Raw genomic sequence first — 23,125 nt, 5'->3', positions numbered from 1 at the left:
GAGGCGGCATGGCACGGGGAGTCGACGCATCGACGGTCGACGAGTATCTCGGCGCGATGGAGGAGCCGTTCGCGGGGGCGCTGCGCATCGTGCGCGACCGCATCCTCGAACTCGTGCCGGATGCCGAGCAGGTGATCAGCTACCGCGTGCCGATCTTCAAATACCGGGGTAAAGGCCTGGTCGGACTGTCGGCGACGGCGAAGGAATGCAGCCTGCTGCTCATGAGCCCACCGGCCGCCGAGGCACTTGCGGGGCGACTGACGGAGGGGTCGATCTCCGGCGCGACCCTGCACTTCTCGGCCGAATCACCGCTCACCCTCGAGACCCTCCGCACAGTGATCGAGCAACGCACGGCAGAAGTGGATGCGCAGCTCGCCTAGAGCGGGGCGAGCAGCGCGGTGCGCAGGCGGTCGCTGAGTCCCGGGGGCACATCCGGTTCGACCGCGAGGGCCTGAAGCGCCCTGCTGAAGTAGTTGCGGGCGGCCGCCGCCAGGGTGATGTCGACGATCTCGCGATCCGAGAATCCGAGCTCGCGGAGACGCAGACTGTCGGCCTCGGTCATCGAAGGCGAGTCGCGGCTCACCCGTTCGGCGAACTCCATCATCGCCACCTCGGCCTCGCTGAGGTCGGCATCCCGGTAGTCGGCCGCGATCCGCACGAGCTGCTCCTCGTCGAAGAGGGACAGCGACTTGCGCCCGTGGGCGAGCCGGCAGGTCTCCGAGTGGACGCCCTGCGCAGCCGCCAGCGTGACCAGTTCGTAGCGGCGCTTGCCCAGTTGCGGGACGATTGCGCGCACGAGTCCCATCCACGCCAGGTAGGCCTCCGGATTGACGGACATCACCCTGGTGTAGGAAGACACGTAGCCCAGTTCCTTCAGATCGCCCGCGTAGCACTCGGCGAGCACACCCGTTGCATCGTCTTCATTGACGGTCTCGATGATCGACATGACTCATGGTCCCACCGGGCGGTCGCGACCACTAGAGCGCCGATTGCAGTACAGGAGATGTGCACGTACCGTATCGGCTATGGACAAGCCGGCGACGGAGCCCTCCGGCTCGACGCTCAGCGGTTCCGCCCGCACATGACGTCCGGGCGTCGCCTGTGAGCGCCGTCGATCGTGATCGCGCCCTCGCAGCATTCGAAGGTCTCGCCCTCGGGGATGCACTCGGCATGCCGACGCAGTCGATGTCGCGCACCGAGATCGCCGAGGACTACGGGCGAATCACCGGCTTCGTGGATGCGGGCCCCCGCCAGCGCATCGCTCGCGGCATGGCAGCCGGGTCGATCACCGACGACACCGAGCAGGCCGTGCTTCTCGCCCACCTTCTCATCGAGGGAGGCGGGACGATCGACGTAAATACGTTCGCGCGTCGCCTGCTCGACTGGGAGCGCACGATGGAGGCCGAAGGCTCGCTCGATCTTCTCGGACCCTCCACGAAGGCGGCACTGCAGCGGCTCGGCGAGGGTGTTCCCGCCTCCGAAGCCGGCCGGTTCGGAACGACGAACGGCGCCGCCATGCGCATCGCCCCGGTCGGAATCGCCGTCGGCGTGGAGTCGATCCCGCGCTTCGTGGACGCGGTCGCGCAGACCAGTGAAGTCACGCACAACACGACGCTCGGCATCGCGAGCGCGTCCGCCGTCGGCGCTGCCGTCAGTGCCGGCGTCGCGGGCGCGGGCCTCGCCGACGCGCTCGACGTGGCCGTCGCCGCCGCCGAGGTGGGAGCGACCCGCGGTCACTGGATCGCCGGAGGCGATATCGCCGCGCGGCTGCGCTGGGCCATCCCCTACATCGCCTCGCTGGGCGAGAATGCACGAGCCGATGCGCTCTCCGAGGTGATCGGCACCTCGGTCGCTTCCCAGGAGTCGGTCGTCGCCGCCCTGGCGATCGCCGCCGTCAGCGAGCATCCCTGGGATGCGCTCTGCCTGGCCGCCGGGCTCGGCGGCGACACGGACACGATCGCGGCCATCGCCGGCGCTGTGCTCGGCGCGACCCACGGAACGACAGTCTGGCCGGCGCGCGAACGCGCCGCCCTCGTGCGCGTCAATCGTCTCGACCTCCCCCCGCTCGTCGATGGGCTGCTGGCGCTGCGCCGGTGACCGGACGCACCATGAGCACCCGTTCCCTCCCCGCCGTCGAGCAGCGCGAAACCGTGTCGGACCGGCCCCGCCTCGTCTTCACCGGCAACGTCATCGTGGACATCGTGATGACTATCGATGCGTTGCCGGCGCCCGGCGGCGACACGATCGCATCCTCGTCGACGCTCGCCGCCGGCGGCGGCTACAACGTGATGGTCGCGGCCGAGCGCGACGGGCTCCCGGTGGTGTTCGCCGGCCAGTACGGCACCGGCCCGTTCGGTGACGTCGTGCGGGCGGCCCTCGCAACGAGCGGCGTGGACGTCGTGCAATCCGGGCTTCCGGATGCCGACAGCGGCTACAGCGTTGCCCTGGTCGACGCATCGACCGAACGCACCTTCGTCACCCACGTCGGTGCGGAGGGACAGCTGACGAGCGCCGACCTCGAGCGGGTGGTGGTCGGGAGCCGTGACATCGTGTACGTCTCGGGCTACAGCCTCGCGCATCCGGTCAACGCCGGCTCGCTGCCCCGATGGCTCGAATCGCTGCCGTCGGACGTGCGGGTGATCACCGACCCGTCTCCGCTGATCGGGACGCTCGACCCGGATGTGCTGGGCCGCGTGCTTCGGCGCACGGACGTCTTCAGTGTCAACGCTCGGGAGGCGGCGATCGCCGGCTCGGGCGCCGACCTCGCCGAGGCTGCGAGCGTCCTACTCGGGCGCATCCGGCCCCGGGGCGCGGTCGTCGTGCGCGATGGTGCGGCGGGATGCTGGGTGGCCGGGTCGAGCATCCCGGGCTCGCCGGTGCTGGTCCCCGGCTTTCCCGTGCGAGCGGTCGACAGCAACGGTGCCGGGGACGCCCACGGTGGAGTGCTGGCGGCGGCGCTCTCGCGCGATGATGCCGTTCTGGATGCCGCTCGGCGCGCCAACGCGGCCGCCGCCATCGCGGTCACACGCTCCGGGCCGGCGACGGCACCGACCTCGGCGGAGATCGAGGCGCTGCTCGCGAACCGATCGTGAGTCGGGGGCCGGCACTAGCATCGGCTCATGGCCCCGCTCACCATCGCTGAGATCACCGAGGAGAACCTCGACGCCGCCGTCGCACTGAAGCTGGCCCCCGGTCAGGAGCGGTTCGTCGCTCCGGTGGTCGCCTCCATCGCCCAGGCCTACGTCACCCCGACCGCGTGGCCCCGAGTCGTGCTCGACGGCGACGACGTGGTGGGATTCATCATGGGCAACTTCGACCCCGGTAACGAGCTCGAAGCATTCCGGGCCGGCATCTGGCGGCTCAACGTCGCGGGGACGGCTCAGGGCCGCGGCGTCGGCCGGTTCGCGATCGAAGCGCTCGAAGTCGAGGCCCGGCGACGCGGTGTCGCCCGCATCACCGTGCTCTGGGAAGAGGGCGAAGGCGGCCCGGACGGGTTTTACCGGCGCCTGGGGTTCGAGCCGACCGGAGAGGTGCTCTTCGGCGAGATCCTGGCGGCGAAAGACGTGCCGCCCGAGCCCGACCCCGCCGCGACACGACGCGATCCGGTGTCCAGGGTGGTGGTGCAGGATGCCGTGCTCGCGCATCCGGTGACCGTCACACGCATCGAGACACGACGCATCAGCATCGAGCCCAACGTCGCCGCCGGACTGCACGTGCACAACGGCCCGGTGGTCGGGAGCATCGAGCGGGGCTCCGCGATCTACCAGGTCGAGGGCGGGGAACCACGCGTGCTCCGCGCCGGCGACGTGTTCTACGAGCCGCAGGGCGCGCGGGTCTCCCGCTTCGACGGCGGGCGGGACGGGGTGACATTCCTCGGGCACTTCCCGGTGACGGCCGAGGACGAGCCGACCATCGAGTTTCCCGAGGCTTGAGCTGTGTCCACTGCCACCAACTCAGGACACTTCGAACGACATGCCGCTGAGATCTCCTTCCGGACGGAGAATCCGGGCGCCGGTCAGCGGAATCTCCATCGATAGCAGCCGGAGGGATACCCATGGGAAGTACCGTTTTCGAGAGGATGCGTCCGGATGCGGCGGTCGTGCGGCACGCGCTCCGCGGCGCTCGGCAAGGGTCGTTCTGGCTCGAAGACGCTCCCGGCGACCCGTACCCGCAGCTGACCGGCGACCTGCACTGCGACCTCGCGGTGGTCGGCGGCGGTTACTCGGGGCTCTGGACCGCTCTGCTCGCGAAGCAGGAGAGTCCGGCGTCGCGCGTGGTGCTGCTGGAGGGGAAACGCATCGGCTGGGCGGCGTCGGGCCGCAACGGCGGATTCTGCGAGGCGAGCCTCACCCATGGCGAGGAGAACGCCCTCAGCCGCTTTCCGGAGGAGTTCGACCAGCTCCAGCGGCTCGGGATGCGCAACCTCGACGAGATCGAGCTGGCGGTCGGCGAGCTCGCGCTCGACGCGGACTTCGAGCGCAACGGCGCCATCGACCTCGCCACCGAACCGCACCAGGTGGAGTGGTTGCGCGACGCAGTCGGCCCCGACGCCGTGTTCCTCGACACAGCCGCCGTGCGCGCAGAAGTGCACTCGCCGACCTACCTGGCCGGCCTCCGGCGCACGCGCGACTCGGCCCTCGTGCATCCGGCCAAGCTCGCCCGCGCGCTCGCCCGCGCCTGTGCGGCGGCCGGCGTCGAGATCTTCGAGAACACCCCTGTCACCAGCATCGGGGACGGAACGACCCTCAACACTCCCCACGCCACTGTGCGGGCCGAACGAACAGCACTCGCCACCAACGTGTTCCCGTCGCTGCTGAAGCGGAACCGATTCTCGACGGTGCCGGTGTACGACTACGTGCTCATGACTGAACCGCTGATGGATGCGCAGCTCGCATCCATCGGCTGGTCCGGCCGGCAGGGGCTCGGCGATTCCGCCAACCAGTTCCACTACTACCGGCTGTCGGCCGACAACCGCATCCTCTTCGGCGGCTACGACGCGATCTACCACTACGGCGGACGGATCCGCGAGCAGTACGAGAACCGCCCGGCCACGTTCGAACGGCTCGCCGGCCATTTCTTCACGACGTTCCCGCAGTTGGCGGGCATCCGCTTCAGCCACCGCTGGGCGGGCGCGATCGACACCTGCAGCCGGTTCTGCGCATTCTTCGGCTCGGCTCGGGGCGGGCGGGTCGCCTACGCCACGGGCTACACCGGCCTCGGAGTGGCGGCGACGCATTTCGGGGCAAAGGTCATGCTCGACCTCCTCGCCGGGCGCAGCACAGAGCGTACCGAGCTCGCGATGGTGAAGAGCCGGCCGCTCCCGTTCCCGCCGGAGCCGGCCGCATCCATCGGAATCAACCTCACACGCTGGTCGCTCGACCGCGCCGACCACGCCGATGGCAAGCGAAACCTGTTCCTCAAGACACTCGATGCCGTCGGCCTCGGATTCGACTCCTGAGCCGCTAGGACGTGACCCGTCGCGCGAGCAGCGCCGCGTGCAGCGCGCTGAGTGTCTCGCCGTCGTCGAGGTCTGCGCCGAGCAGGTCTTCGATGAGCGCCAGCCGCTGGTAGAACACCGAGCGCGACAGGTGGCTGGCCGCGGCCGCCCGGGTACGGTTTCCCGGGTGCGTCGCGTACGCCCGCAGCACGTCCAGCAGGTCGCCGTCGTGTGCGAGGTCGTATTCGATGAGCGGGCGCAGCATCTGCTCGCTGTGCTCCTGCATCCGCGGGTCGCCGGCCAGAGCAGTGACCAACCGCAACAGCGGGCGCCGCTCCACCCGCTGCACGATTGCCGTACGCGAACTGCCCGCGTCTGCGCGGCCGAGCAACTCCGTCGCCTCCTCGATCGAGGCGAGGAGGCCCGGGATGCTCGCGGCGTCCGACCCGACCGCGAGAGTCACCGAGTTCTCGGCCACTCTCAGCTCGCGGGCGATCGCCCGGCCGAGAGCGGCGAACGACGCATCCGTGACGGCACGATCGCGGCGAACGGACAGCGCGAGGACCACGAGCGATCCCGGTCGCGCGGGATGCTGGGCCGCGAGCGCGTCCACTCCCGCCTCACCGGCGGCAGCGACGGCCGCTCCCCGCACCGCCGCGGCGTTCCCGGTGCCGTCGCCGCCGGCTGACCGCACGCTCACGGCGACCCCCGTCAGCGTTCGCCCGGACACGGCGAACCCGGCCGACTCGAACCGTGCGACGAGTCCGCTCTCACTGGCGAACCGGCGGCCGAGCAGCGCCCGCAGCAGCCGGTCGTGACTCTGCCATGTCCACTCGTCGTCATCCCGGTCGGCGAGCCGGCTGAGCGCCAAGGCGACGGCCGCCTGCTCCAGCACATTCGATCGCCCGGCGGGGTGAGGCTCACCCGGCAGCGCGATCAGATGACCCCACCGGATGCCCCGCGCCTCGACGGGAGTGATCAGCCAGCCGGCGTCGCCGTCTCCGCGATGGGCCGAGCGCGACCGCTGCTCCCACCCGTCGAGCGCGTCCTCGGCCGAACCGAACGTCTCGGCCGCGACCACGTGATGGTTGAGGTCCTCGAGCACGACCGCGGACGCCAGCGCGTGGCCCGCCTGGGACACGATGAAGTCGGCCGGGCTCCCCCGCAGGCTCAGCTCTGTGAACAGCGCGTGGATCTCATCCCGAGCCCGCAGCGCCACCATCTGATCGGCGATGATACGGGAGTGCACCGCCTCGGTGATGGCGATGAACCGCGCCTCACGGTGCAGCACGACCAGCGGCAGACCCTGCGCCGCGAACTCCCCGACCAGCGCCGGCGGCGCCTCGGGCATGCGAACGCCCAGCTCCAGGATCAGCCCCGTCACACCGACGCGCGCCAGCTGAGCGCCGAGCGCCCGGAGCGCTGCATCACCGGTCGGCCAGCCGACGCCGGTCGACAGCAAGAGCTCCCCGCCGCTGACCAGCCTCGCCACATCGGCCGTCTCGGACACGTGAACCCAGCGCACCGGACGATCCAGCGCATCCTCACCGGTCAGCACTTCGGGCAGGGCACGCGCGACGTCGTCGAGGCGGAGGATCTCGCGCAGGCTCGGCAGCACGCCCGCCGCGTTCCGCGAAGGATCCGAAGCGTCCGGACGATCTGTCTGATCCGGCTTAAAGCCACGACGATCTGGCATCGAGCGGCCCACCCTCTCTCTGTGATCATTGGGAAGCAAGCCTACTGTTCATCCCGGGCACTTCGTCCGATTCACTCGAGGAGAATGCCCGTGGCCCTCATCCGCCATCTGATCGACGGTCGTAAGACCGGCGAGCCCATTCGCACCGGCGACGTCTTCGACCCCGCAACCGGCGAGCGCCAGCACGAGGTCGTGTTCGCGAGTTCGTCCGACGTCGAGCAGGCCATCGCCGCCGCCCGCGCGGCGTTGCCCGCCTGGCGCTCCACCAGCCTGACCAAGCGAGCCGACGTGCTGTTCCGGATGCGCCACCTCGTCACCGAGCGCGCCTCCGAGCTCGCCGCCATCGTCACCAGCGAGCACGGCAAGGTGCTCTCCGACGCCGCGGGCGAGATCGCGCGCGGCCTCGAGAACGTCGAGTTCGCATCCGGACTCATCAACCAGCTGAAGGGCGACTTCAGCCAGCAGGTCTCGAACGGCATCGACGTGCACAGCGTCAAGCAGCCGGTAGGGGTCGTCGGGTGCATCACTCCGTTCAACTTCCCGGTGATGGTTCCGCTGTGGATGGTCGCCAGCGCGATCGCCTGCGGAAACACGGTCGTGCTGAAGCCGAGCGAGAAGGATCCGAGCGCATCCGTCTTTCTGGCCGAGCTGTTCCTGGAGGCGGGGCTGCCTGCCGGCGTGCTGAACGTCGTCCACGGAGACAAGGTCGCGGTCGACGCCATCCTCGACAGCCCGGAGGTGGACGCGATCAGTTTCGTGGGCTCCACCCCGATTGCGCGCTCGATCTACCAGCGGGCCACGGCATCCGGCAAGCGCGTGCAGGCGCTCGGCGGCGCCAAGAATCACATGGTCGTGCTCGAGGATGCGGACATCGAGGCCGCCGCCGACGCTGCGGTCTCCGCCGCCTACGGATCGGCCGGCGAGCGCTGCATGGCCGTCAGTGTGCTGGTCGCGGTCGGTGACGTCGGGGACCGCCTGGTACCCGCGATCGAGCGGCGACTGGACGCACTGGTCATCGGCCCCGGAACGGACACGTCGTCGGAGATGGGCCCCCTCATCACCCGCGAACACCGTGACAAGGTCGCGTCCTACGTCACCGGCGCTGCTGCCGAGGGCGCGACGGTCGTGGTCGACGGCACGCAGAAGACCTTCGAATCCGACGGCTTCTTCATCGGGGTCAGCCTGATCGACGACGTCGGCACCGGGATGCGCGTCTACACCGACGAGATCTTCGGTCCGGTTCTCTCCGTGGTACGCGTCGGTACCTTCGAGGATGCGGTGGAGCTGATCAACGACAACCCGTACGGCAACGGAGTCGCACTGTTCACCCGCGACGGCGGCGCCGCCCGTCAGTTCGAGTTCGACGTGGAGGTGGGCATGGTCGGCATCAATGTCCCGATCCCCGTGCCGATCGGAGCGTACTCGTTCGGCGGCTGGAAGAACTCGCTCTTCGGCGACTCGCACATCTACGGCCCTGAGTCGTTCCACTTCTACACGCGGAGCAAGGTCGTGACGTCCCGTTGGCCCGACCCGGTCCACTCGAAGATCGAGCTCGCGTTCCCCGGAAACTCCTGAGCGACGTCGGAACCGCGGGGCGACACGCCGTCGGAACATCCGTCCTGACGGAGATTCGGCACTGCTGGCGCCGAATCTCCGACGTTTGAGGCCGAGGCGGGTCGCGCATCCGTCACACTGGGTACATGACAGAACCGGGAGACGGTCGCGTCGCCGTCTACATCGACTTCGACAACATCGTGATCTCGCGATACGACCAGGTGCACGGGCGCAACTCATTCATGCGCGACCGGTCCAAGGGCGGGGCCGCGGGGATGACGGGTGACCCCAAAGTCGCCGAAAAGCTCACCCAGGCCACGGTGGACATCGGGGCCGTGATCGACTTCGCATCCTCGTTCGGCACGCTCGTGCTCACCCGCGCCTACGCGGACTGGTCGGCCGCAGTGAACGCCGAATACCGCGGGCAGCTGGTGGGTCGGGCCGTCGACCTCGTGCAGCTCTTCCCCGCGGCGGCCTACGCCAAGAACGGAGCCGACATCCGCCTGGCCGTCGACGCCGTCGAAGACCTGTTCCGGCTCCCCGATCTCACGCACGTCGTGATCGTGGCGGGCGACTCCGACTACATCGCGCTCGCGCAGCGCTGCAAGCGGCTCGGTCGCTACGTGGTCGGGATCGGTGTGGCCGGCTCGACCAGCAAATCCCTCGCGGCGGCGTGCGACGAGTTCGTCACCTACGACGACCTCCCCGGCGTCGCCGCAGTCGAGACCATCGTCAGGACCCGGCCGCGAACGGCGGCCCCCGACGCCACGTCACCGGACGGCGAACCGGATGCGGCCGAGCCCGCCGTCGTCGCCGGCCCGGACGCAGCCGCCGAGCCGGCCGAGCCGGCCGAACCGGCCAAGGCACCGCGCAAGAAGTCCACCCGCGCGCCGAAGGCAGCCGCCGCACCCGAGCCGGAACCCGAACCCGAGATCGATCAGACCGACCGGCAGGAGGAGGCCACCAGGCTCCTTCTGCGCGCGATGCAGCTCGGCCACGAGAAGGACGACACCGAGTGGCTACACAGCTCCCTGGTGAAATCGCAGATCAAGCGAATGGACCCGTCGTTCAGTGAGCGTTCCCTCGGATACCGCTCGTTCAGCGACTTCATCAAGTCGCGTGACACGCTGGTCGACCTGGACGACAGCACGACGGCGCTGCTGCTGAAGCTCATCCCGCAGCGCACGACGAAGCAGCGCCGAGCCCAGCATCCGTGAGAGTTTCCTGAGCGCGTACCGGTTGGGTTCACAGCCGACCGGAATTGAATGGGGTCATGGCTAAAGCATGGATCGCGACGCGCTGGGGTGACCTCGATGGCTGGGAGTACGTGGAGCAGGAGGTGCGTGCCCCCGCCCAGGGTGAGGTGACCATCCGCGTGCAGGCCGCAGGGGTCAATCCCGCCGACCGCAAACACGTCATCGCACCGCGCCCAGGCCCCGGACTCCCGGTGCGCATCGGTTACGAAGTGGCCGGCATCCTCTCGGCCGTCGGCCCCGACACCGAGATCGCATCCGGCGGAGGCGCGGTCGGGGATGCGGTGCTCGCCTTCCGCATCGCCGGCGGGTATGCCACCGAACTCACCGTTCCCGCGTCGGACGTGTTCGCCAAGCCGGACAGCCTCGGCTTCCCCGAGGCGGCGAACCTGCTCCTCGTCGGCTCGACGGCGTCGCAGATGCTGAACGTGACCGGAGTGGGGCCGGGCGACACCATCCTCGTGCACGGGGCGTCCGGCGCGGTCGGGGTGAGCATCCTGCAGCAGGCGCGCGACCTCGGTGCGCGTGTCATCGGCACCGCGAGCGAGTCTCGCTTCGACGAGGTGCGGCGGTTCGGCGGAGAACCCATCGCATACGGGCCTGGATTGCTCGACCGGGCACGCGCGGCGGCACCCGAGGGCTATGCAGCGGCGCTGGATGCCGTGGGCACCGACGAGGCGATCGACACCTCGCTGGCCTTAGTCGCCGACCGGAGCCGCATCGTGACCATCGTCGCGGCCGGACGCGCGGCAACCGAAGGCTTCCGAGCCATCAACGGCGCTCAGCCGGAGAGCATCGTGTACCGCAACAGCGTTCGAGCCGAACTCATCCGCCGAGCGGGCAGCGGCGAACTGGAGGTACCGATCGCGCGAACGTTCCCGCTCTCGGAGGCGCTCGACGCGCTGCGTTTCCTCAGCTCGGAACACCCGGGTGGAAAGCTCGCGCTGCTGCCGTAGCGACACCAGGTCACGGATCGGAGCGACCCTCCGGCTCAGGCCGGTTTGGTCGCCTTGCCGTCGAGCCAGAGCGTGTCGGTCTCGTCACGGTGCACGCCGTCGGTGCCCACATGCTTGGTCGAGATGGTGGGGCCATTCTTGATCACGTGCACCAGCGCCATCGCGTGCCCGCGGCCGAGGTCGAAGTCCTCCTTCAGCCAGTCCACGATCACCCCGGCCTTGACGGCCGGATCGTTGTAGCCGCGCTCCTCGGCGAGCGTGACCAGCTCCCGCGGAGTCTTACCGGTCTTGACCTCGATGGCATCCAGGTAGGCCTGAAACGACATGCACGATCTCCCTCTGTTGTTCGGTGCTTCTGAATGTAGCGGCTGCCGACGACACGCTGCAGGAACCGCCGGGGACATTCCATCCGGAGAGCCCGGGCCGGTTGTAGAGTGCGCCGCATGGACGCCTTGTCGCGAACCATCCAAGCGGCCCTCCTCTACGAGGACGGCAAGACGCTGGACAGCGTCGTCGTCGTCCCGCTGATCGGCGGCTGCCCGCCCGGCCAGATCCGCGTCGCGACCACGTTCGGCGGCGCCCTCGCCTACGACATTTACGAGCTCGACGACGACGAGGAGTTCTCGTCGATGCCCGCCTACCCCTACCTCGCGACCATCCCGGTGACGACGGACGACCTCGACGACTGACCGGCGCATCCGGACGCCCCGTCGATAATGTCCGCGAGCGGGTGTCTGCTGGGCCAGACTCTGAGGATGAGGTGGCTGACGGATGCTGGGAGCGGCGCGTGGATCGGGCCGCGGCTGCAGGGGTGGGGCCGTGTCGGCGCAGTGGTGCCGCGCGGGTTCGAGGCGTACGCGCGGATCCTCCATCCGGTTCCGGCAACACGTGTCGCCCCGGAGCCCGCGGGCGCACCCGACGACGACTTCGGTCGCACCGCGATCGACGAGGCGATCTGGCCCTGGGCCGAGGTCGCCCGGCGGACGGGACGGGTCGTGCATCCACTCGTTCAGTGGGACCGCATTGCGCGCGACGACCGCCGGCTGGCTTTCGATGACGGCTGGATGCTGGGGCAGCCCCGAGCCGGATTCTTCGGCCCCGCCCAGCTGTCGCAGCTCGTGGGCGCGCTCGATGGTCACTCGTCCACGCCCGACAACATCGTGTTCGGGGTCTGGGTGGGCTGGGGTGAACTGAACGGCTCGCGCGTCACCGTCTCGTTGTGGGCGCCCGACGGGGCCGACGGCATCGAGGCCGAGCTGGCGGCGATCGAAGCGGAGAAGGCCGCATCCGTCTCCCCCGAGGTGTCCGGGGCGATCAGCTCGCTCCCCTCCGTTCAGCGGACGGGGTCGGCCAGGCCGCCGTTCTCGAACTGCCAGGGCGAGAGTACGTTCTCAGCTCGACGACACTGCGCGAGCTCTCCGACCCGGCCTGGCCGCTCCGCGCAGGGATGGGCTGGACCCGCCACTTCGAGGGCTCGATGCCCCAGCTCATCTGGCCGGCCGACCATTCGTGGTGCGTCGCGTCGGAGATCGATTGGGATTCCACGGTCGTCGGAGGTTCCCGGTCACTGATCGATGCGGTGCTGGCAACGGACGCGCTGGAGTCGTTCGAGGTCATGCCCGACGACGACCTGTCGTCGGAAGGCGACCTGGTCAATCCAGTGCGCATCGAGGGCGACTGACGCGGGAGGACTCGGGCCGGCATGCGTGGGGCGGGCACCTCCTCTTTCCGGCCCGGTTACGGCACGCCTACGCTGGCGGTGGTGGCTGCGGTGATTCGCCGGACCGAAGGGAGTTCGCATGACCAGATACGTCATCGACGCGCGCGTGGCAATCCGGCTCGCGGTGGAGGAGAGGGAGATCGCGGAGGAGCACGAGCTGCTCGCTCCGACCCTCATCCGGTCCCAGACCTTGTCGCTCCTCCACACGGCGGCCGTCCGGGGCGAGATCACCAAGAGGGTCGCCGAGAACCGGCTCGACCGCATCGGCGCGATGCGCATCCGGCTCCTCGGCGACCGGGTGTTGCGGAGCAATGCGTGGAAGGTCGCCGACCGGCTCGGCTGGTCCGACACCTACGACGCCGAATACATCGCACTCACCGTCCTGCAGGCGGATGCGTTCATCACCCTCGACGCCGAGCTGGCCGCGAGCGTGGAGGGCGTCGTCCGCACGGCTCCGATCGACGACCTGTTCCGCGCGAACGGGTAGCGTCGATATCGTGGATGTCGCAGCGCCAACCTCTCTCGGCCCGGGCCGACTGGTCGTGGACGCCGCCGAGAATCCGAGCGCAGTGCTGTGGCTGGGTCACGGAGCCGGCGGCGGGATCGGAACGATCGACCTGACCGCGCTGGCCGCCGAGTTGCCCGACCAGGGCGTCACCGTCGCGAGGTTCGAGCAACCGTGGCGGGTGGCCGGGCGCCGGGTGGCAGCGCGACCGGAGACCCTCGATGTCGCGTGGGAGGAGACCGCACCCCTGATCGAGGAGATCGCAGGCGGCCTTCCGATCGTGGTGGGCGGCCGCAGTGCGGGGGCGCGCGTCGCGTGCAGGACCGCCGCATCCGTCGGCGCCGCCGCCGTCGTCTGCCTGGCGTTCCCGCTGCACCCGCCCGGCAGACCCGAGAAGTCGCGACTGAGTGAGCTGCTCACGCCCGACGTTCCCGTGCTGGTGCTGCAGGGTGAGCGCGACACGTTCGGAACCGCGGGCACGCTCGGGGCAGAAGTCGGCGGGCGGACGAACATCCGGCTCGTCGTGGTCCCGGGCGCCGATCACGGGATGAAGGTGCTCGCGTCGTCACCGATGAACGCGCACGACGTTGCGGAGCTGGTCACGTCCTCGGTGCTGGATTTCATCCGCGATGTGACCTGACCTCCTGTTCCAATGCGAAAAAACTGCTAGCCATCGGCAGGTCGCCTGGGTATAACCTGTGAGCACCGCGGAAGCGGCCCGGTCGAGCGCTAAGGGGATCGCAGTGAATTGGAACAATTTCGGAGACGTGATCTGGTTCTTCTTCTGGATTTTCGCCTACACCGTGTACCTGATCGCGCTGTTCTCGATCATCTTCGACCTGTTCCGCGACCGCACGCTCAACGGGTGGTGGAAGGCAGTGTGGATCATCTTCCTGATCTTCGTTCCGTTCCTCACCGCGCTGGTCTATCTGATCGCCCGCGGGCGCGGCATGGCCGAGCGGCGGGGCGGCGAGTACGTTCCGGTCAAGGAGGACGACAGCTACACCGGCTCGGCACCGCTGGCCAACCCGGCGCACGAGATCGAGAAGGCGAAGAACCTGCTCGACCAGGGCATCATCTCCCAGGGCGAATTCGACGCGATCAAGAACAAGGCGCTCGGCAACAAGTACTGAACCGCGCGGCCGTCGCTACCCGCTCGCAGAGTCGGAGATCTCGCTCCGAACGGGCAGGCGTGTCAGCTGCTCGGTGCGGCGCGACGGTGTGAGGATCGTGGGGTGTCCAGCGACCTCCTCATGCGCATCCACAGCCCCGAGTTCCAGGCGATGTCCGAGAGGGTCCTGCGGGCGACCGAACTCACTTCCCGCTTGAACGTTCTGCCCTTCGACGACGAGGCAGGCAAAGCCGAACTCTTCGAGCAGATCCTGGGACGGCCGCTGCCGGCTCGCGTCACGATCTATCCACCCTTCTACACGGACCACGGCCTCAACCTCGACCTCGCCGAGAGGGTGTTCATCAACCAGAACTGCACGTTCCTGGACTACGCCGGCATCCGGCTCGGGGAACGCGTGATGGTCGGCCCGAAGGTCACCTTCATCACTGTCGGACATCCGGTCGACACCGAGGAGAGACGCGTCTGGCTGACCGGTGCGCCCATCGACGTGGCGGAGAACGTGTGGATCGGCGCCGGGGCCACGATCCTGCCGGGAGTCACCATCGGTCGGGATGCCGTGATCGCTGCCGGATCGATCGTCACCGACGATGTGCCCGCCGCCAGCCTGGTGACCGGCACCAAAGCCTCCGTGCGCCGACGCTGGTGACGGGCGAGGAGCTCGGGACGTAAAAAAGCCCCGACCGTTACCACGCGGCCGGGGCGAGACGAATGAGAGTCCGCCTATCGCATCCAGTGTACCGCGTGGAAGACTCCTTCCCACACACTGCCCGATCAGGCAGTCATCCAGGAGGGGAGGTCGCCGTGAGCGACGATCGAACCCTGGGACTCGCGCTCAGTGGTGGCGGCGCATTCAGTGCAGCGCACGTGGGCGTTCTGCAGGTGCTCACGGAACGAGGCATCCGGCCGGGGATCGTCACCGGCACCAGCTCCGGCGCCCTGGTCGGCGCAGCCTACGCGGCAGGATTCGAGCCAGAGGCCATCGGTCGAGCCGCCCTCGGGTTCCGCTGGCGCGCGATCGCCCGCTGGTCCTTCGCCCCGCGCTGGGGGCTGCTCGACACCCGAACCGTCGCCGACGCGGTGCGCAGCACGTTCGGTTCCGATCCGCTCATCGAAGACCTTCCACGTCGATTCGCGGCGGTTGCCACCGACCTCCGGACCCGGCAGGCGGTGACGATCGACGAGGGGCCGTTGAGCGTCGCCCTGAGATCGACGATCGCTGTCCCCGGTGTGCTCCCGCCGGTACGCCGCGGGGCGGCCTTGCTGGCTGATGGCGGCATCGTCGACAACGTTCCCGTCGCCGCCGCTCGCGCGCTCGGCGCATCCCGCGTCATCGTGGTGCGGTTGCATGCGAAGTGGGAGAACGTACGGATGATGCGCACCGTGACTCGCACAGCAGACCTCACGAGCGACCCGTCGGTCCTGCTCATCCAGCCCGAAATGGAAGGCATGGCTCAGTGGAGGATGTCCGACCTGCCACGTCTCATCGCCGAGGGACGCCGGGTTGCGACGGAGGCTCTGGATGCAGCCGCGCTGCGCGAGCACCCCGACACCGGTGGCGCATCCGACCCCGGCCGCGTCACACGTTGAAGCGGAACTCGACCACGTTCCAACGGATCGAAACATTACGTTTCGGCCGCTCAATTCGACGCTCAGCCTTTCTCGCGCAGCGGAGCTCGCCCCGCTACGGCCGAGAGTGCCGTCAAGTAGTGGCTACCGATCGAAATCGTATCTACCTCACGTCGCTTGTGGGCGGAGGGATGCTTGCGCCAACTGGCGTCGAGAAGAACCTCGTGAAGGCCGATCCATTTACCGTTTGCACCCAGGAACTCGCCGATCCAGATCGCACTGCTGTCGCGCTCTTTCGCGATCGAGACCAACGGCGAGTGGGCGCTGAATGATCGGAGCGTTTCGACAGTGCTGTTCAGATCGAAGCCTGTTTCGAGCATCGCCGGCCACTCCGGTTGCAGCCGCGAGAATCTGGATTGGAAGCTGCGATCCCGCGTCACCCTTTTCACGTCCCGAAGGCGGAAAGCGACATGTCCGTCAAAGTAGCCGCCGTCCATTGTCAGCGCGAGTGCTGCCCACTTTCGCCCGATACCCACGACAAATCCGTCAAGGGAGTAGTCGTGGCGGAAATCTCTGTGCACACGGACCATGACGGCAGATTCGTGTGCCGCACGAAGCTTGCCGATTGCCTTTTCACGCATTCGCCTAAGCTACCGGAAAACCCCAGATCAGCTACACATTAAATCTAAACTCGACCACGTCGCCGTCCTGCATGACGTAGTCCTTGCCTTCCATACGCGCCTTGCCCTTGGCGCGGGCCTCATGCACCGATCCGGTGTCGACGAGGTCCTGGAACGAGATGACTTCGGCCTTGATGAAGCCCTTCTCGAAGTCCGTGTGGATGACGCCCGCCGCCTGGGGGGCCTTCCAACCCTTGTGGATCGTCCAGGCACGCGACTCTTTCGGGCCCGCGGTGAGGTAGGTCTGGAGGCCGAGTGTGTCGAAGCCGATGCGGGCGAGCTGGTCGAGGCCGCTCTCTTCCTGGCCGGTCGAGGCGAGGAGTTCGGCGGCGTCGGCGGGGTCGAGGTCGATGAGTTCGGACTCGAGCTTCGCATCCAGGAACACGGCCTGTGCGGGCGCGACCAGCGCAGCCAGAGCCTCGCGGCGAGCGTCGTCGGTCAGCACAGCCTCATCGACGTTGAACACGTAGATGAACGGCTTGGCGGTGAGCAGACCCAGTTCCCTGATGGGTTCGAGGTCGATGGACGCGCTCGACAGCGGCTTGCCCTCGTCGAGGATGGCGTGGGCGGCACGGGCCGTCTCCAGCACCGAGGGGTCGAGCTTGCGACCCTTGACCTCTTTCTCGTAGCGGGCTTCCGCCTTCTCGAGGGTCTGGAGGTCGGCGAGGATGAGCTCGGTGTTGATGGTCTCCATGTCGCCGGCCGCGTCGACCTTGCCGTCGACGTGCACCACATCCGGGTCGTCGAAGCCACGCACGACCTGTGCGATGGCGTCGGCCTCGCGGATGTTCGCCAGGAACTTGTTGCCGAGGCCCTCGCCCACACTGGCGCCCTTCACAATGCCCGCGATGTCGACGAACGACACGGGGGCCGGCAGGATGCGCTCACTGCTGAAGATCCCGGCCAGCGTGTCGAGGCGCGAGTCGGGCAGGTTCACGACGCCCACGTTCGGCTCGATGGTCGCGAACGGGTAGTTCGCTGCGAGCACCGTGTTCTTGGTGAGGGCGTTGAAGAGGGTCGACTTGCCCACGTTGGGGAGTCCGACGATTGCGATAGTGAGAGCCACGGGCAGCCAGTCTACCGGCCGGGACCCTCGCTCTCGGGCGCGTCGGCGTCCGTCAACTGGAAGACAGGGTTCTCGATGACGCCGAGGATGCTCCCGTCGGGTGTGCGGAAGGTGCCGAGCCGGATGCCGTCGCCCACATCCGACACCGGCTCGACGGCCGCGGCCCCGGCTTCGAGAAGCTGCTGCGCTGCCGCGTCCACGGAGCGCACGCCCCAATAGGTGCGCGGACCCGCGGCCGGATCGGCAGACGGGTCGAGGCCCAATTCGTAGCCGCCGGGGTTGAACCCGACGAAGAAGGGCTCGTCGAAGTACGGCTGGATGCCGAGCACACCCGACCACCACTCCTTCGCGGCGGCGAGGTCGGGGGCGGGATAGACGACGGTGCGGAGTCCGAGGAACACGGTCTGCCTTTCGGTTCGCGGATGGTTTCCCCCAGTCAAGCGTGTGCCGGCGACGCTGTCTTGTACGAATCGGCCAACGGTGCCAGAGTTCAGGGCATGTACGCCGAAGTCGCCCCTCCCTCGGCGGTCGCCGCGGTCGTCGACTGCCTGTGGGTGCGCCGCGACGACCACGACGGCACGCCGACTCTGGTCTTGCCCGACGCGTGTTTCGACCTCATCTGGACGCCCGGAGCCGAGGTGATGCTCGCCGCTCCCGACACGCGTGCCGTCATGGTGCCCGCGGGCGCATCGCCGGTGTTCGTCGGCGTCCGGTTCCGTCCGGGCGTCGGCCGATCGGTGCTCGGGATGCGGATGAGCGACCTCCTCGACGCCCGCGTGAGCGCGACCGAGGCTCTCGCCGAGCGCGCGGGCGACGCGGACGGTCGCATCGCATCCGGGCTCCTCGCCCGCCTCGGACAGACGGAAACGGCGCCGGAGGCGTTCCGGATGCTCGGCCGGCTCGGTGAACTGCTCGCGCACTCGTCCACGCTCGACGGAACCGCGATGCGCGTTTCACGCCTGCTGAGGGACCCGTCCCGCTCCGTTGCATCCGTCGCCCACGAACTCGACGTGCCGGAACGCACTCTCAGCCGGCGGGTCACGGAGCAGGTCGGCTACGGCCCCAAGATGCTGCATCGCGTGATGCGGTTGCAGGGCTTCCTGAGGATCGCCGATGCCCCGAGCACCCGCGGGCGCTCTGTGGCCGAACTGGCCGCGCTGGCCGGGTACGCCGACCAGCCGCATCTCTCCCGCGAATCGTCGGCCCTAACCGGCTTCACTCCCGGAGCGCTCCTCGCCGCGCGCGGTAGCACTCGGTGACGTAGGGCAGCTCGAAGACGTCCCTGCCTGCGAGGGCGGGATGCTCGGCCGCCAGCCGACGCAACGATGCGATCACCGCGGCCTGGGTGTCCGCATCCTTCGTGATGAAGTAGCTGCGGGACCGCGCCAGGTCGAGGAGCCCGTCGAGATTCAGCGGCTGCACCCAGCGCACATCGTGCCGCTCCAGCTCGCCGAAGGGCGCGCCGACCACCGGCGGCACGTCGTCGCCGAGGTACGCCTCCTCCGTGTGCATGAGCTGGCCGAGCTCACGCACCCAGTCGACGCTCTCGTCGCGGAAGTTCCAGACCAGGCCGAGGGTTCCGCCGGGGCGCAGGACTCGGGCCACCTCGGGCACCGCCGACGCCGGGTCCACCCAGTGCCAGGCCTGCGCGCAGACGACCGCGTCGACACTCTGATCGCCGAACGGGATGCGCTCCCCCGAGCCGAGCTGCGCATCCACACCCGGCAGAGCCTCGCGCAGCACGCGCAGCATCGCCGCCGACGGGTCGACGGCGGCGACCTCGTGGCCGCGTTCGACGAGCGCGCGGGTCAGCTTGCCCGTGCCGGCACCGAGATCGAGCACCCGCCCGGTCACTCCCTCGAGCAGCCAGGAGACGGCCTCCGCCGGGTAGGCGGGTCGTGCTGCCTCATAGACATCGGCCGCTTGGTCGAATGAGCGGGCATGCAGGTCGTGCTCGTTTCGTTCGCGCATGGCCCGATGGTAACCCGAGGCTCGCGGCGCGCGGGCGGGCTCCCGGTCAGCGTCGGTAGCGCGTGCGAGCATGAGCACGTGCCACTGGATTTCACCGCCATCGACTTCGAGACCGCGAACGGGAGTGCGGCGTCCGCGTGCTCCGTCGGGCTGATCAAGGTGAGGAACGGCCGCGTGGTCGACCGTGTCGGCTGGCTCATCCAGCCGCCGTTCCCGCACGACGAGTTCAACGAGTGGAACACCCGCATCCACGGACTCCGGGCTCAGGATGTGGTGGGCGCCGCCGGCTGGGTGGAGCAGCTCCCCGACCTGGTCGCCTTCGCCGAGGGAGACCATCTGGTGGCCCACAACGCCGGCTTCGACATGGGCGTCATCCGCGCCGCCTGCGCCGCGACCGCGCTCGAGTGCCCGGAGTTCAGCTACCTCTGCAGCCTGCAGGTCGCCCGCAAGACCTACAACCTCGACTCCTACCGTCTGCCCGTCGCCGCGATGGCCGCCGGGTTCGAGGACTTCGCCCACCACGATGCGCTCGCCGACGCCGAGGCCTGCGCGGCGATCGTGGTGCACGCGGCCAAGCGGCACGACGTCGCCACGATCCACGACCTCTCCGCCATCACCGGTGCCCGCCTCGGGCGCATCGGGGCGGCCGTCGCCGCGTAGCGCGTCTAGGCGGGTTGCGCCGCCTCGCCGCCGATGGTCAGGCCCGACGTCGCCGCCAGCACGGCGAGGATGCGTTGTCCCGTCTGCACGTCCACCCGCCCGTGCACGGCGCGCGTCGGCGGTTCCACCCCCTCGGTGACCATGCGGTGGAAGGCGACCAGCTCCGCCTCGAACGCTTCGTCGACCGAGCGCACGAGCTCGTGCGAGTGCCCGGTGCCGCTCGACGACACGATTCGGAGCTCCGTCGGTGCGTTCAGGAGGTAGGGCACGGTGAACTCGAGTTCGAGCGAGCCGGTGGTGTGGTGGATCGTGACCGTCTCACGGTAGTGCGGGTAGTCGGCGAGGTAGTGCCAGTGCAGGTGCACGCGGGCGTTGTCGCCGGCCGTGCCGCCGACCTCGATCGAGCCCGGCGCATCCTGTGAGGCCCAGAGGTGTACCTCGTCGACCGTCTCGATTGGTCCGACCAGCGCGCGCACGAGGGAGAGGTCGTGAATGAGGCTGCCGAGCACCACGTTCGCGTACAGGTCGCCGTGAGCGGCCGCGACCTCGTCGCCGAGTGCCTGCGCGATGACGGCCCGGTCGGCGGCGACCAACTCCGCGAGGACGGCGGGGTCCACATCCCGCGCCGGTGGATGCAGATTGGCGAAGGCGAGCTGCGAGGGGCCGCTCGGGTGCAGGACTTCGACGTTCACGTACCGGATCTCCGAGGCCTCGGGCAACCGCTCCCGGAGGGCGAGGACGGCGGGGTCGTACTCCTTCATGTAGGCGAGGAGCAGTCGCGGACGGCCGGCAGCGGCCTCCGCCTCCAGCAGACGATCGATCTCGGCGAGGGAGAACGCCAGGGGCTTCTCGCAGAAGACCGCGACGCCACGCTGCAGGGCTTCGAGCGCCGGGCCACCGTGCGAACCCGACGTCAGCAGCACGACCCCGTCGAGCTCCTCGGAATCGAGCATTTCGCCGAGGGTCGGATAGACGTGCTCGGGACCCACCCCGAACTGCGCGCCGACGGCGGCACCGTTCGCCGCCGAGAGGTCCGCCAGGGCGGCAAGCTCGAACAGATCCCAGCGGCGCTGGATGAGCGGCAGGTGAACCGACTGTGCGACGGCGCCGAGGCCGGCCACTCCGATCCTGATCTTCGTCGTTCCGGTCTCCGCCGTCATGGCAGCCACTCCTTCAGTGCTTCGCGGTTCGTGCGGTGGTCGATGCGGATCACGGCCGGGTCGTCGCCGGGCCGCGGGATGGTGTCCTGCTCCACAACGAGCCAGCCGCTGTAGCCGTCGGCGAGCACCCCATCCATCAGGCCGCGCAGGTCGAGGTCCCCCTCGCCGAACGGCACGAACGCGCGGCCGGCCCAGACATCGCGCATGTCGCCGTGATCGTCGACGACGGCGCGGAGGACGGATGCTCGCGCATCCTTCAGATGAAGATGGTTGATGCGATCGTGCCAGCGCTGCCACCCAGAGACGGGATCTCCCCCGCCGAGGATGAGGTGCCCGCTGTCGAAGGTGAGCCCGATGTCGGTGCGCGCCAGGAGTTCATCGATCTCGTCCGGGGTCTCGACGAAGGTGCAGGCGTGGTGGTGGAAGGTCGGTTCGAGTCCGCGGGCGCGCACGCGGTCGGCGGCGATCGACACGTTGCCGGCGAGCACCTTCCACTGCTCCTCGCTCAAGCTGAACTCGGGACCGCCTCCCGGATGCGCACGGCGCATCTCCGAGCCGCGGTCGGCGAGAGTCGGCAGCGGCAGCAACTGCGGCGATGGCGATGCCGATGCCGCCTCGACGAAGACGTCGAGGGTCGCGTCGAAGGTGAGCATCTCCTCCTCGAAGGCGGCAGCATCGGTGAAGGGCAGGTCCACCCATCCGCCCGACAGCTCGAGGCGGTGGCGAGCTAGCCGGTCGCGCAGGTCGTCGCCGCGGCCGAGGAAGCCGATCGGACCGAGGTCGACGCCGGCGTACCCTTCCTCCGAGAGCACCGCGCAGAGTTCGTCCGGCCGCGCGAGTTCGACGCCCTCCTCGGGGCTGAGCTCGAACACCCCGAAACTGACCGGTGCGCCGGCGATGCGAATCACGTCGTCCTCCTCGATGTCATGTCCTGACAAACTCTAGCCGGTGAGGCGGTGCTAATGTCAGCACATATGACCCACGAGCGACGGGACGACCGATGACGCAGCCCGAGAAGGAGCTCCCCCCGGCCCTCTTCATGGATCTGGACCACTCGGGCCCCGTGCCGCTCTACCACCAGGTCGCGACCAGGATCGAGCGCGCGATCGTCGACGGCGAGTTGCCGGCGGGTGCCCGCCTCGAGAACGAGATCGCCCTCGGCGAGCGCCTCGGGCTCTCCCGCCCGACCGTGCGGCGGGCCATCCAGGACCTCGTCGACAAGGGCCTCCTCGTCCGCAGACGCGGAATCGGCACCCAGGTCGTGCACGGCCCGGTCACCCGCAAGGTCGAACTCACGAGCCTCTACGACGACCTCGTCGGAAGCGGCCAGCAGCCGTCGACGCGCCTTCTCGTGCACGAGGTGATCGAGGCGGATGCGCGCATCGCCGAGATCCTCGGCGTCGACTCCGGCGCACCCGTCCTCCACCTGCGGCGTCTTCGCAGCGCAGACGATGTCCCGGTCGCCGTGCTGGAGAACTACCTGCCCGCCGACTTCACGGCGATCGGCGAGAGCGACCTCGCCGACCACGGGCTGTACCAGGTGATGCGCAGCCGCGGAACGACGATGCGGGTCGCGCGCCAGCGGATCGGTGCCCGCCGGGCCGAGGGCGACGAGAGCGCGCTGCTCGAGATCGACGACGGAGGCCCGGTGCTGACGATGGACCGCACCGCCTACGACAACTCGGGGCGCGCGGTCGAGTACGGCCACCACTGCTACCGTCCCGACCTGTACTCGTTCGAGATCACGCTCGTCGACAAGTAGGGCGCCA

The 23,125-nt window shown here is 69.0% G+C and carries 27 protein-coding genes; 18 read left to right on the top strand and 9 right to left on the bottom strand.

Annotation, left to right across the window (positions count from 1 at the left end; translation table 11 throughout):
• The first annotated feature begins 8 nt into the window (after positions 1–8).
• A complete protein-coding gene (locus ACFVV0_RS12520; protein WP_387063251.1) occupies positions 9–380 on the top strand; it encodes an iron chaperone in 372 nt (123 codons plus the stop codon).
• On the opposite strand, the gene ACFVV0_RS12515 is transcribed toward ACFVV0_RS12520, so the two are convergent.
• Positions 377–946 (bottom strand): carboxymuconolactone decarboxylase family protein, encoded by a 570-nt coding sequence (locus ACFVV0_RS12515; RefSeq protein WP_387063248.1) that lies wholly within the window; start codon positions 944–946, stop codon positions 377–379. The two genes, ACFVV0_RS12520 and ACFVV0_RS12515, sit on opposite strands and share 4 nt — an antisense overlap.
• 155 nt (positions 947–1,101) lie before the next feature.
• Here ACFVV0_RS12515 and ACFVV0_RS12510 point away from each other — a divergent pair, with 155 nt between their 5' ends.
• The 4 genes from ACFVV0_RS12510 to ACFVV0_RS12495 all read left to right on the top strand — a co-directional run bounded on the left by ACFVV0_RS12510 (position 1,102) and on the right by ACFVV0_RS12495 (position 5,458).
• Positions 1,102–2,097, top strand: coding sequence for an ADP-ribosylglycohydrolase family protein (locus ACFVV0_RS12510; protein WP_387063245.1), 996 nt, complete (start codon positions 1,102–1,104; stop codon positions 2,095–2,097).
• Positions 2,098–2,108: 11 nt separating this feature from the next.
• Positions 2,109–3,092: a PfkB family carbohydrate kinase gene (locus ACFVV0_RS12505; RefSeq protein ID WP_387063243.1), complete on the top strand. Its 984-nt coding sequence runs from the start codon at positions 2,109–2,111 to the stop codon at positions 3,090–3,092.
• Between the two features lie 27 nt (positions 3,093–3,119).
• Positions 3,120–3,932, top strand: a complete 813-nt coding sequence (locus tag ACFVV0_RS12500; RefSeq protein ID WP_387063240.1) for a GNAT family N-acetyltransferase — start codon at positions 3,120–3,122, stop codon at positions 3,930–3,932.
• 122 nt (positions 3,933–4,054) lie between these two features.
• A complete protein-coding gene (locus ACFVV0_RS12495; RefSeq protein ID WP_387063237.1) occupies positions 4,055–5,458 on the top strand; it encodes an NAD(P)/FAD-dependent oxidoreductase in 1,404 nt (467 codons plus the stop codon).
• Between the two features lie 4 nt (positions 5,459–5,462).
• Here the strand turns inward: ACFVV0_RS12495 and ACFVV0_RS12490 are convergent, their stop codons facing one another.
• Positions 5,463–7,055: a PucR family transcriptional regulator gene (locus ACFVV0_RS12490; RefSeq protein ID WP_387063235.1), complete on the bottom strand. Its 1,593-nt coding sequence runs from the start codon at positions 7,053–7,055 to the stop codon at positions 5,463–5,465.
• Between the two features lie 168 nt (positions 7,056–7,223).
• Here ACFVV0_RS12490 and ACFVV0_RS12485 point away from each other — a divergent pair, with 168 nt between their 5' ends.
• The 3 genes from ACFVV0_RS12485 to ACFVV0_RS12475 all read left to right on the top strand — a co-directional run bounded on the left by ACFVV0_RS12485 (position 7,224) and on the right by ACFVV0_RS12475 (position 10,896).
• Positions 7,224–8,708, top strand: coding sequence for a CoA-acylating methylmalonate-semialdehyde dehydrogenase (locus ACFVV0_RS12485; protein WP_387063232.1), 1,485 nt, complete (start codon positions 7,224–7,226; stop codon positions 8,706–8,708).
• Between the two features lie 125 nt (positions 8,709–8,833).
• Positions 8,834–9,904 carry an NYN domain-containing protein gene (locus tag ACFVV0_RS12480; protein ID WP_387063229.1) on the top strand — a complete coding sequence of 357 codons (1,071 nt, stop codon included), beginning with the start codon at positions 8,834–8,836 and terminating at the stop codon, positions 9,902–9,904.
• Positions 9,905–9,960: 56 nt separating this feature from the next.
• Entirely contained in the window at positions 9,961–10,896 is a 936-nt protein-coding gene (locus ACFVV0_RS12475; protein WP_387063226.1) for an NADP-dependent oxidoreductase, read from the top strand.
• A 35-nt stretch (positions 10,897–10,931) separates the two neighbouring features.
• On the opposite strand, the gene ACFVV0_RS12470 is transcribed toward ACFVV0_RS12475, so the two are convergent.
• Entirely contained in the window at positions 10,932–11,222 is a 291-nt protein-coding gene (locus ACFVV0_RS12470; RefSeq protein WP_387063223.1) for a DUF4287 domain-containing protein, read from the bottom strand.
• A 117-nt stretch (positions 11,223–11,339) separates the two neighbouring features.
• Between ACFVV0_RS12470 and ACFVV0_RS12465 the strand changes: the two genes are divergently transcribed.
• The 7 genes from ACFVV0_RS12465 to ACFVV0_RS12435 all read left to right on the top strand — a co-directional run bounded on the left by ACFVV0_RS12465 (position 11,340) and on the right by ACFVV0_RS12435 (position 15,840).
• Positions 11,340–11,585, top strand: coding sequence for a hypothetical protein (locus ACFVV0_RS12465; protein WP_387063220.1), 246 nt, complete (start codon positions 11,340–11,342; stop codon positions 11,583–11,585).
• Between the two features lie 66 nt (positions 11,586–11,651).
• Positions 11,652–12,467: a hypothetical protein gene (locus ACFVV0_RS12460; protein WP_387063218.1), complete on the top strand. Its 816-nt coding sequence runs from the start codon at positions 11,652–11,654 to the stop codon at positions 12,465–12,467.
• A gap of 228 nt (positions 12,468–12,695) precedes the next feature.
• A complete protein-coding gene (locus tag ACFVV0_RS12455) occupies positions 12,696–13,103 on the top strand; it encodes a type II toxin-antitoxin system VapC family toxin (RefSeq protein ID WP_387063215.1) in 408 nt (135 codons plus the stop codon).
• A 10-nt stretch (positions 13,104–13,113) separates the two neighbouring features.
• On the top strand, positions 13,114–13,761 hold the full coding sequence (locus ACFVV0_RS12450; protein WP_387063212.1) for an alpha/beta family hydrolase: 648 nt from the start codon (positions 13,114–13,116) through the stop codon (positions 13,759–13,761).
• A 103-nt stretch (positions 13,762–13,864) separates the two neighbouring features.
• The gene (locus ACFVV0_RS12445) at positions 13,865–14,254 is read left to right on the top strand and encodes an SHOCT domain-containing protein (protein WP_387063209.1); all 390 of its coding nucleotides are present in this window, start codon (positions 13,865–13,867) and stop codon (positions 14,252–14,254) included.
• Between the two features lie 102 nt (positions 14,255–14,356).
• Positions 14,357–14,899 carry a sugar O-acetyltransferase gene (locus ACFVV0_RS12440; RefSeq protein ID WP_387063206.1) on the top strand — a complete coding sequence of 181 codons (543 nt, stop codon included), beginning with the start codon at positions 14,357–14,359 and terminating at the stop codon, positions 14,897–14,899.
• Positions 14,900–15,054: 155 nt separating this feature from the next.
• Positions 15,055–15,840, top strand: coding sequence for a patatin-like phospholipase family protein (locus ACFVV0_RS12435; protein ID WP_387063203.1), 786 nt, complete (start codon positions 15,055–15,057; stop codon positions 15,838–15,840).
• Positions 15,841–15,902: 62 nt separating this feature from the next.
• Here ACFVV0_RS12435 and ACFVV0_RS12430 read toward each other — a convergent pair whose 3' ends face one another.
• The 3 genes from ACFVV0_RS12430 to ACFVV0_RS12420 are packed head-to-tail and all read right to left on the bottom strand — an operon-like array spanning position 15,903 to position 17,966.
• Positions 15,903–16,460, bottom strand: a complete 558-nt coding sequence (locus ACFVV0_RS12430; RefSeq protein ID WP_387063201.1) for a hypothetical protein — start codon at positions 16,458–16,460, stop codon at positions 15,903–15,905.
• A 31-nt stretch (positions 16,461–16,491) separates the two neighbouring features.
• Positions 16,492–17,565 carry a redox-regulated ATPase YchF gene (gene ychF / locus ACFVV0_RS12425; RefSeq protein ID WP_387063198.1) on the bottom strand — a complete coding sequence of 358 codons (1,074 nt, stop codon included), beginning with the start codon at positions 17,563–17,565 and terminating at the stop codon, positions 16,492–16,494.
• An 11-nt stretch (positions 17,566–17,576) separates the two neighbouring features.
• Positions 17,577–17,966 carry a VOC family protein gene (locus ACFVV0_RS12420; RefSeq protein WP_387063195.1) on the bottom strand — a complete coding sequence of 130 codons (390 nt, stop codon included), beginning with the start codon at positions 17,964–17,966 and terminating at the stop codon, positions 17,577–17,579.
• Between the two features lie 96 nt (positions 17,967–18,062).
• Between ACFVV0_RS12420 and ACFVV0_RS12415 the strand changes: the two genes are divergently transcribed.
• Positions 18,063–18,824, top strand: coding sequence for a DUF6597 domain-containing transcriptional factor (locus tag ACFVV0_RS12415; protein ID WP_387063192.1), 762 nt, complete (start codon positions 18,063–18,065; stop codon positions 18,822–18,824).
• On the opposite strand, the gene ACFVV0_RS12410 is transcribed toward ACFVV0_RS12415, so the two are convergent.
• Positions 18,781–19,536: a class I SAM-dependent methyltransferase gene (locus ACFVV0_RS12410; protein WP_387063189.1), complete on the bottom strand. Its 756-nt coding sequence runs from the start codon at positions 19,534–19,536 to the stop codon at positions 18,781–18,783. The two genes, ACFVV0_RS12415 and ACFVV0_RS12410, sit on opposite strands and share 44 nt — an antisense overlap.
• A gap of 78 nt (positions 19,537–19,614) precedes the next feature.
• Here ACFVV0_RS12410 and ACFVV0_RS12405 point away from each other — a divergent pair, with 78 nt between their 5' ends.
• On the top strand, positions 19,615–20,196 hold the full coding sequence (locus tag ACFVV0_RS12405; protein WP_387063186.1) for an exonuclease domain-containing protein: 582 nt from the start codon (positions 19,615–19,617) through the stop codon (positions 20,194–20,196).
• Between the two features lie 5 nt (positions 20,197–20,201).
• On the opposite strand, the gene ACFVV0_RS12400 is transcribed toward ACFVV0_RS12405, so the two are convergent.
• Both ACFVV0_RS12400 and ACFVV0_RS12395 read right to left on the bottom strand, forming a co-directional pair.
• Positions 20,202–21,356: a Gfo/Idh/MocA family protein gene (locus ACFVV0_RS12400; protein ID WP_387063184.1), complete on the bottom strand. Its 1,155-nt coding sequence runs from the start codon at positions 21,354–21,356 to the stop codon at positions 20,202–20,204.
• Complete coding sequence (locus tag ACFVV0_RS12395) at positions 21,353–22,264, bottom strand: sugar phosphate isomerase/epimerase family protein (RefSeq protein ID WP_387063181.1); 912 nt, start codon at positions 22,262–22,264, stop codon at positions 21,353–21,355. Before ACFVV0_RS12395 ends, ACFVV0_RS12400 begins: the two co-directional genes overlap by 4 nt.
• Positions 22,265–22,356: 92 nt before the next feature.
• Here ACFVV0_RS12395 and ACFVV0_RS12390 point away from each other — a divergent pair, with 92 nt between their 5' ends.
• The gene (locus ACFVV0_RS12390) at positions 22,357–23,118 is read left to right on the top strand and encodes a GntR family transcriptional regulator (RefSeq protein WP_387063178.1); all 762 of its coding nucleotides are present in this window, start codon (positions 22,357–22,359) and stop codon (positions 23,116–23,118) included.
• Positions 23,119–23,125: the final 7 nt, after the last annotated feature.

Origin of the sequence: Leifsonia sp. NPDC058230, from assembly GCF_042882245.1 — a bacterium.
In the GTDB taxonomy this organism is placed as follows: Bacteria; Actinomycetota; Actinomycetes; order Actinomycetales; family Microbacteriaceae; genus Leifsonia.
Note: the sequence above shows the minus strand (reverse complement) of the source record. Positions and strands in the feature narration are given on the sequence as shown.

What these genes read in the sequence shown, in the direction of transcription:
- ACFVV0_RS12470 (WP_387063223.1), bottom strand. Translation starts at nt 11,222, where the DNA reads ATGTCGTTTCAGGCCTACCTGGATGCCATCGAGGTCAAGACCGGTAAG.
- ACFVV0_RS12495 (WP_387063237.1), top strand. Translation starts at nt 4,055, where the DNA reads ATGGGAAGTACCGTTTTCGAGAGGATGCGTCCGGATGCGGCGGTCGTG.
- ACFVV0_RS12505 (WP_387063243.1), top strand. Translation starts at nt 2,109, where the DNA reads ATGAGCACCCGTTCCCTCCCCGCCGTCGAGCAGCGCGAAACCGTGTCG.
- ACFVV0_RS12415 (WP_387063192.1), top strand. Translation starts at nt 18,063, where the DNA reads ATGTACGCCGAAGTCGCCCCTCCCTCGGCGGTCGCCGCGGTCGTCGAC.
- ACFVV0_RS12410 (WP_387063189.1), bottom strand. Translation starts at nt 19,536, where the DNA reads ATGCGCGAACGAAACGAGCACGACCTGCATGCCCGCTCATTCGACCAA.
- ACFVV0_RS12475 (WP_387063226.1), top strand. Translation starts at nt 9,961, where the DNA reads ATGGCTAAAGCATGGATCGCGACGCGCTGGGGTGACCTCGATGGCTGG.
- ACFVV0_RS12390 (WP_387063178.1), top strand. Translation starts at nt 22,357, where the DNA reads ATGACGCAGCCCGAGAAGGAGCTCCCCCCGGCCCTCTTCATGGATCTG.
- ACFVV0_RS12500 (WP_387063240.1), top strand. Translation starts at nt 3,120, where the DNA reads ATGGCCCCGCTCACCATCGCTGAGATCACCGAGGAGAACCTCGACGCC.
- ACFVV0_RS12465 (WP_387063220.1), top strand. Translation starts at nt 11,340, where the DNA reads ATGGACGCCTTGTCGCGAACCATCCAAGCGGCCCTCCTCTACGAGGAC.
- ACFVV0_RS12515 (WP_387063248.1), bottom strand. Translation starts at nt 946, where the DNA reads ATGTCGATCATCGAGACCGTCAATGAAGACGATGCAACGGGTGTGCTC.
- ACFVV0_RS12520 (WP_387063251.1), top strand. Translation starts at nt 9, where the DNA reads ATGGCACGGGGAGTCGACGCATCGACGGTCGACGAGTATCTCGGCGCG.
- ACFVV0_RS12400 (WP_387063184.1), bottom strand. Translation starts at nt 21,356, where the DNA reads ATGACGGCGGAGACCGGAACGACGAAGATCAGGATCGGAGTGGCCGGC.
- ACFVV0_RS12430 (WP_387063201.1), bottom strand. Translation starts at nt 16,460, where the DNA reads ATGCGTGAAAAGGCAATCGGCAAGCTTCGTGCGGCACACGAATCTGCC.
- ACFVV0_RS12455 (WP_387063215.1), top strand. Translation starts at nt 12,696, where the DNA reads ATGACCAGATACGTCATCGACGCGCGCGTGGCAATCCGGCTCGCGGTG.
- ACFVV0_RS12460 (WP_387063218.1), top strand. Translation starts at nt 11,652, where the DNA reads ATGAGGTGGCTGACGGATGCTGGGAGCGGCGCGTGGATCGGGCCGCGG.
- ACFVV0_RS12480 (WP_387063229.1), top strand. Translation starts at nt 8,834, where the DNA reads ATGACAGAACCGGGAGACGGTCGCGTCGCCGTCTACATCGACTTCGAC.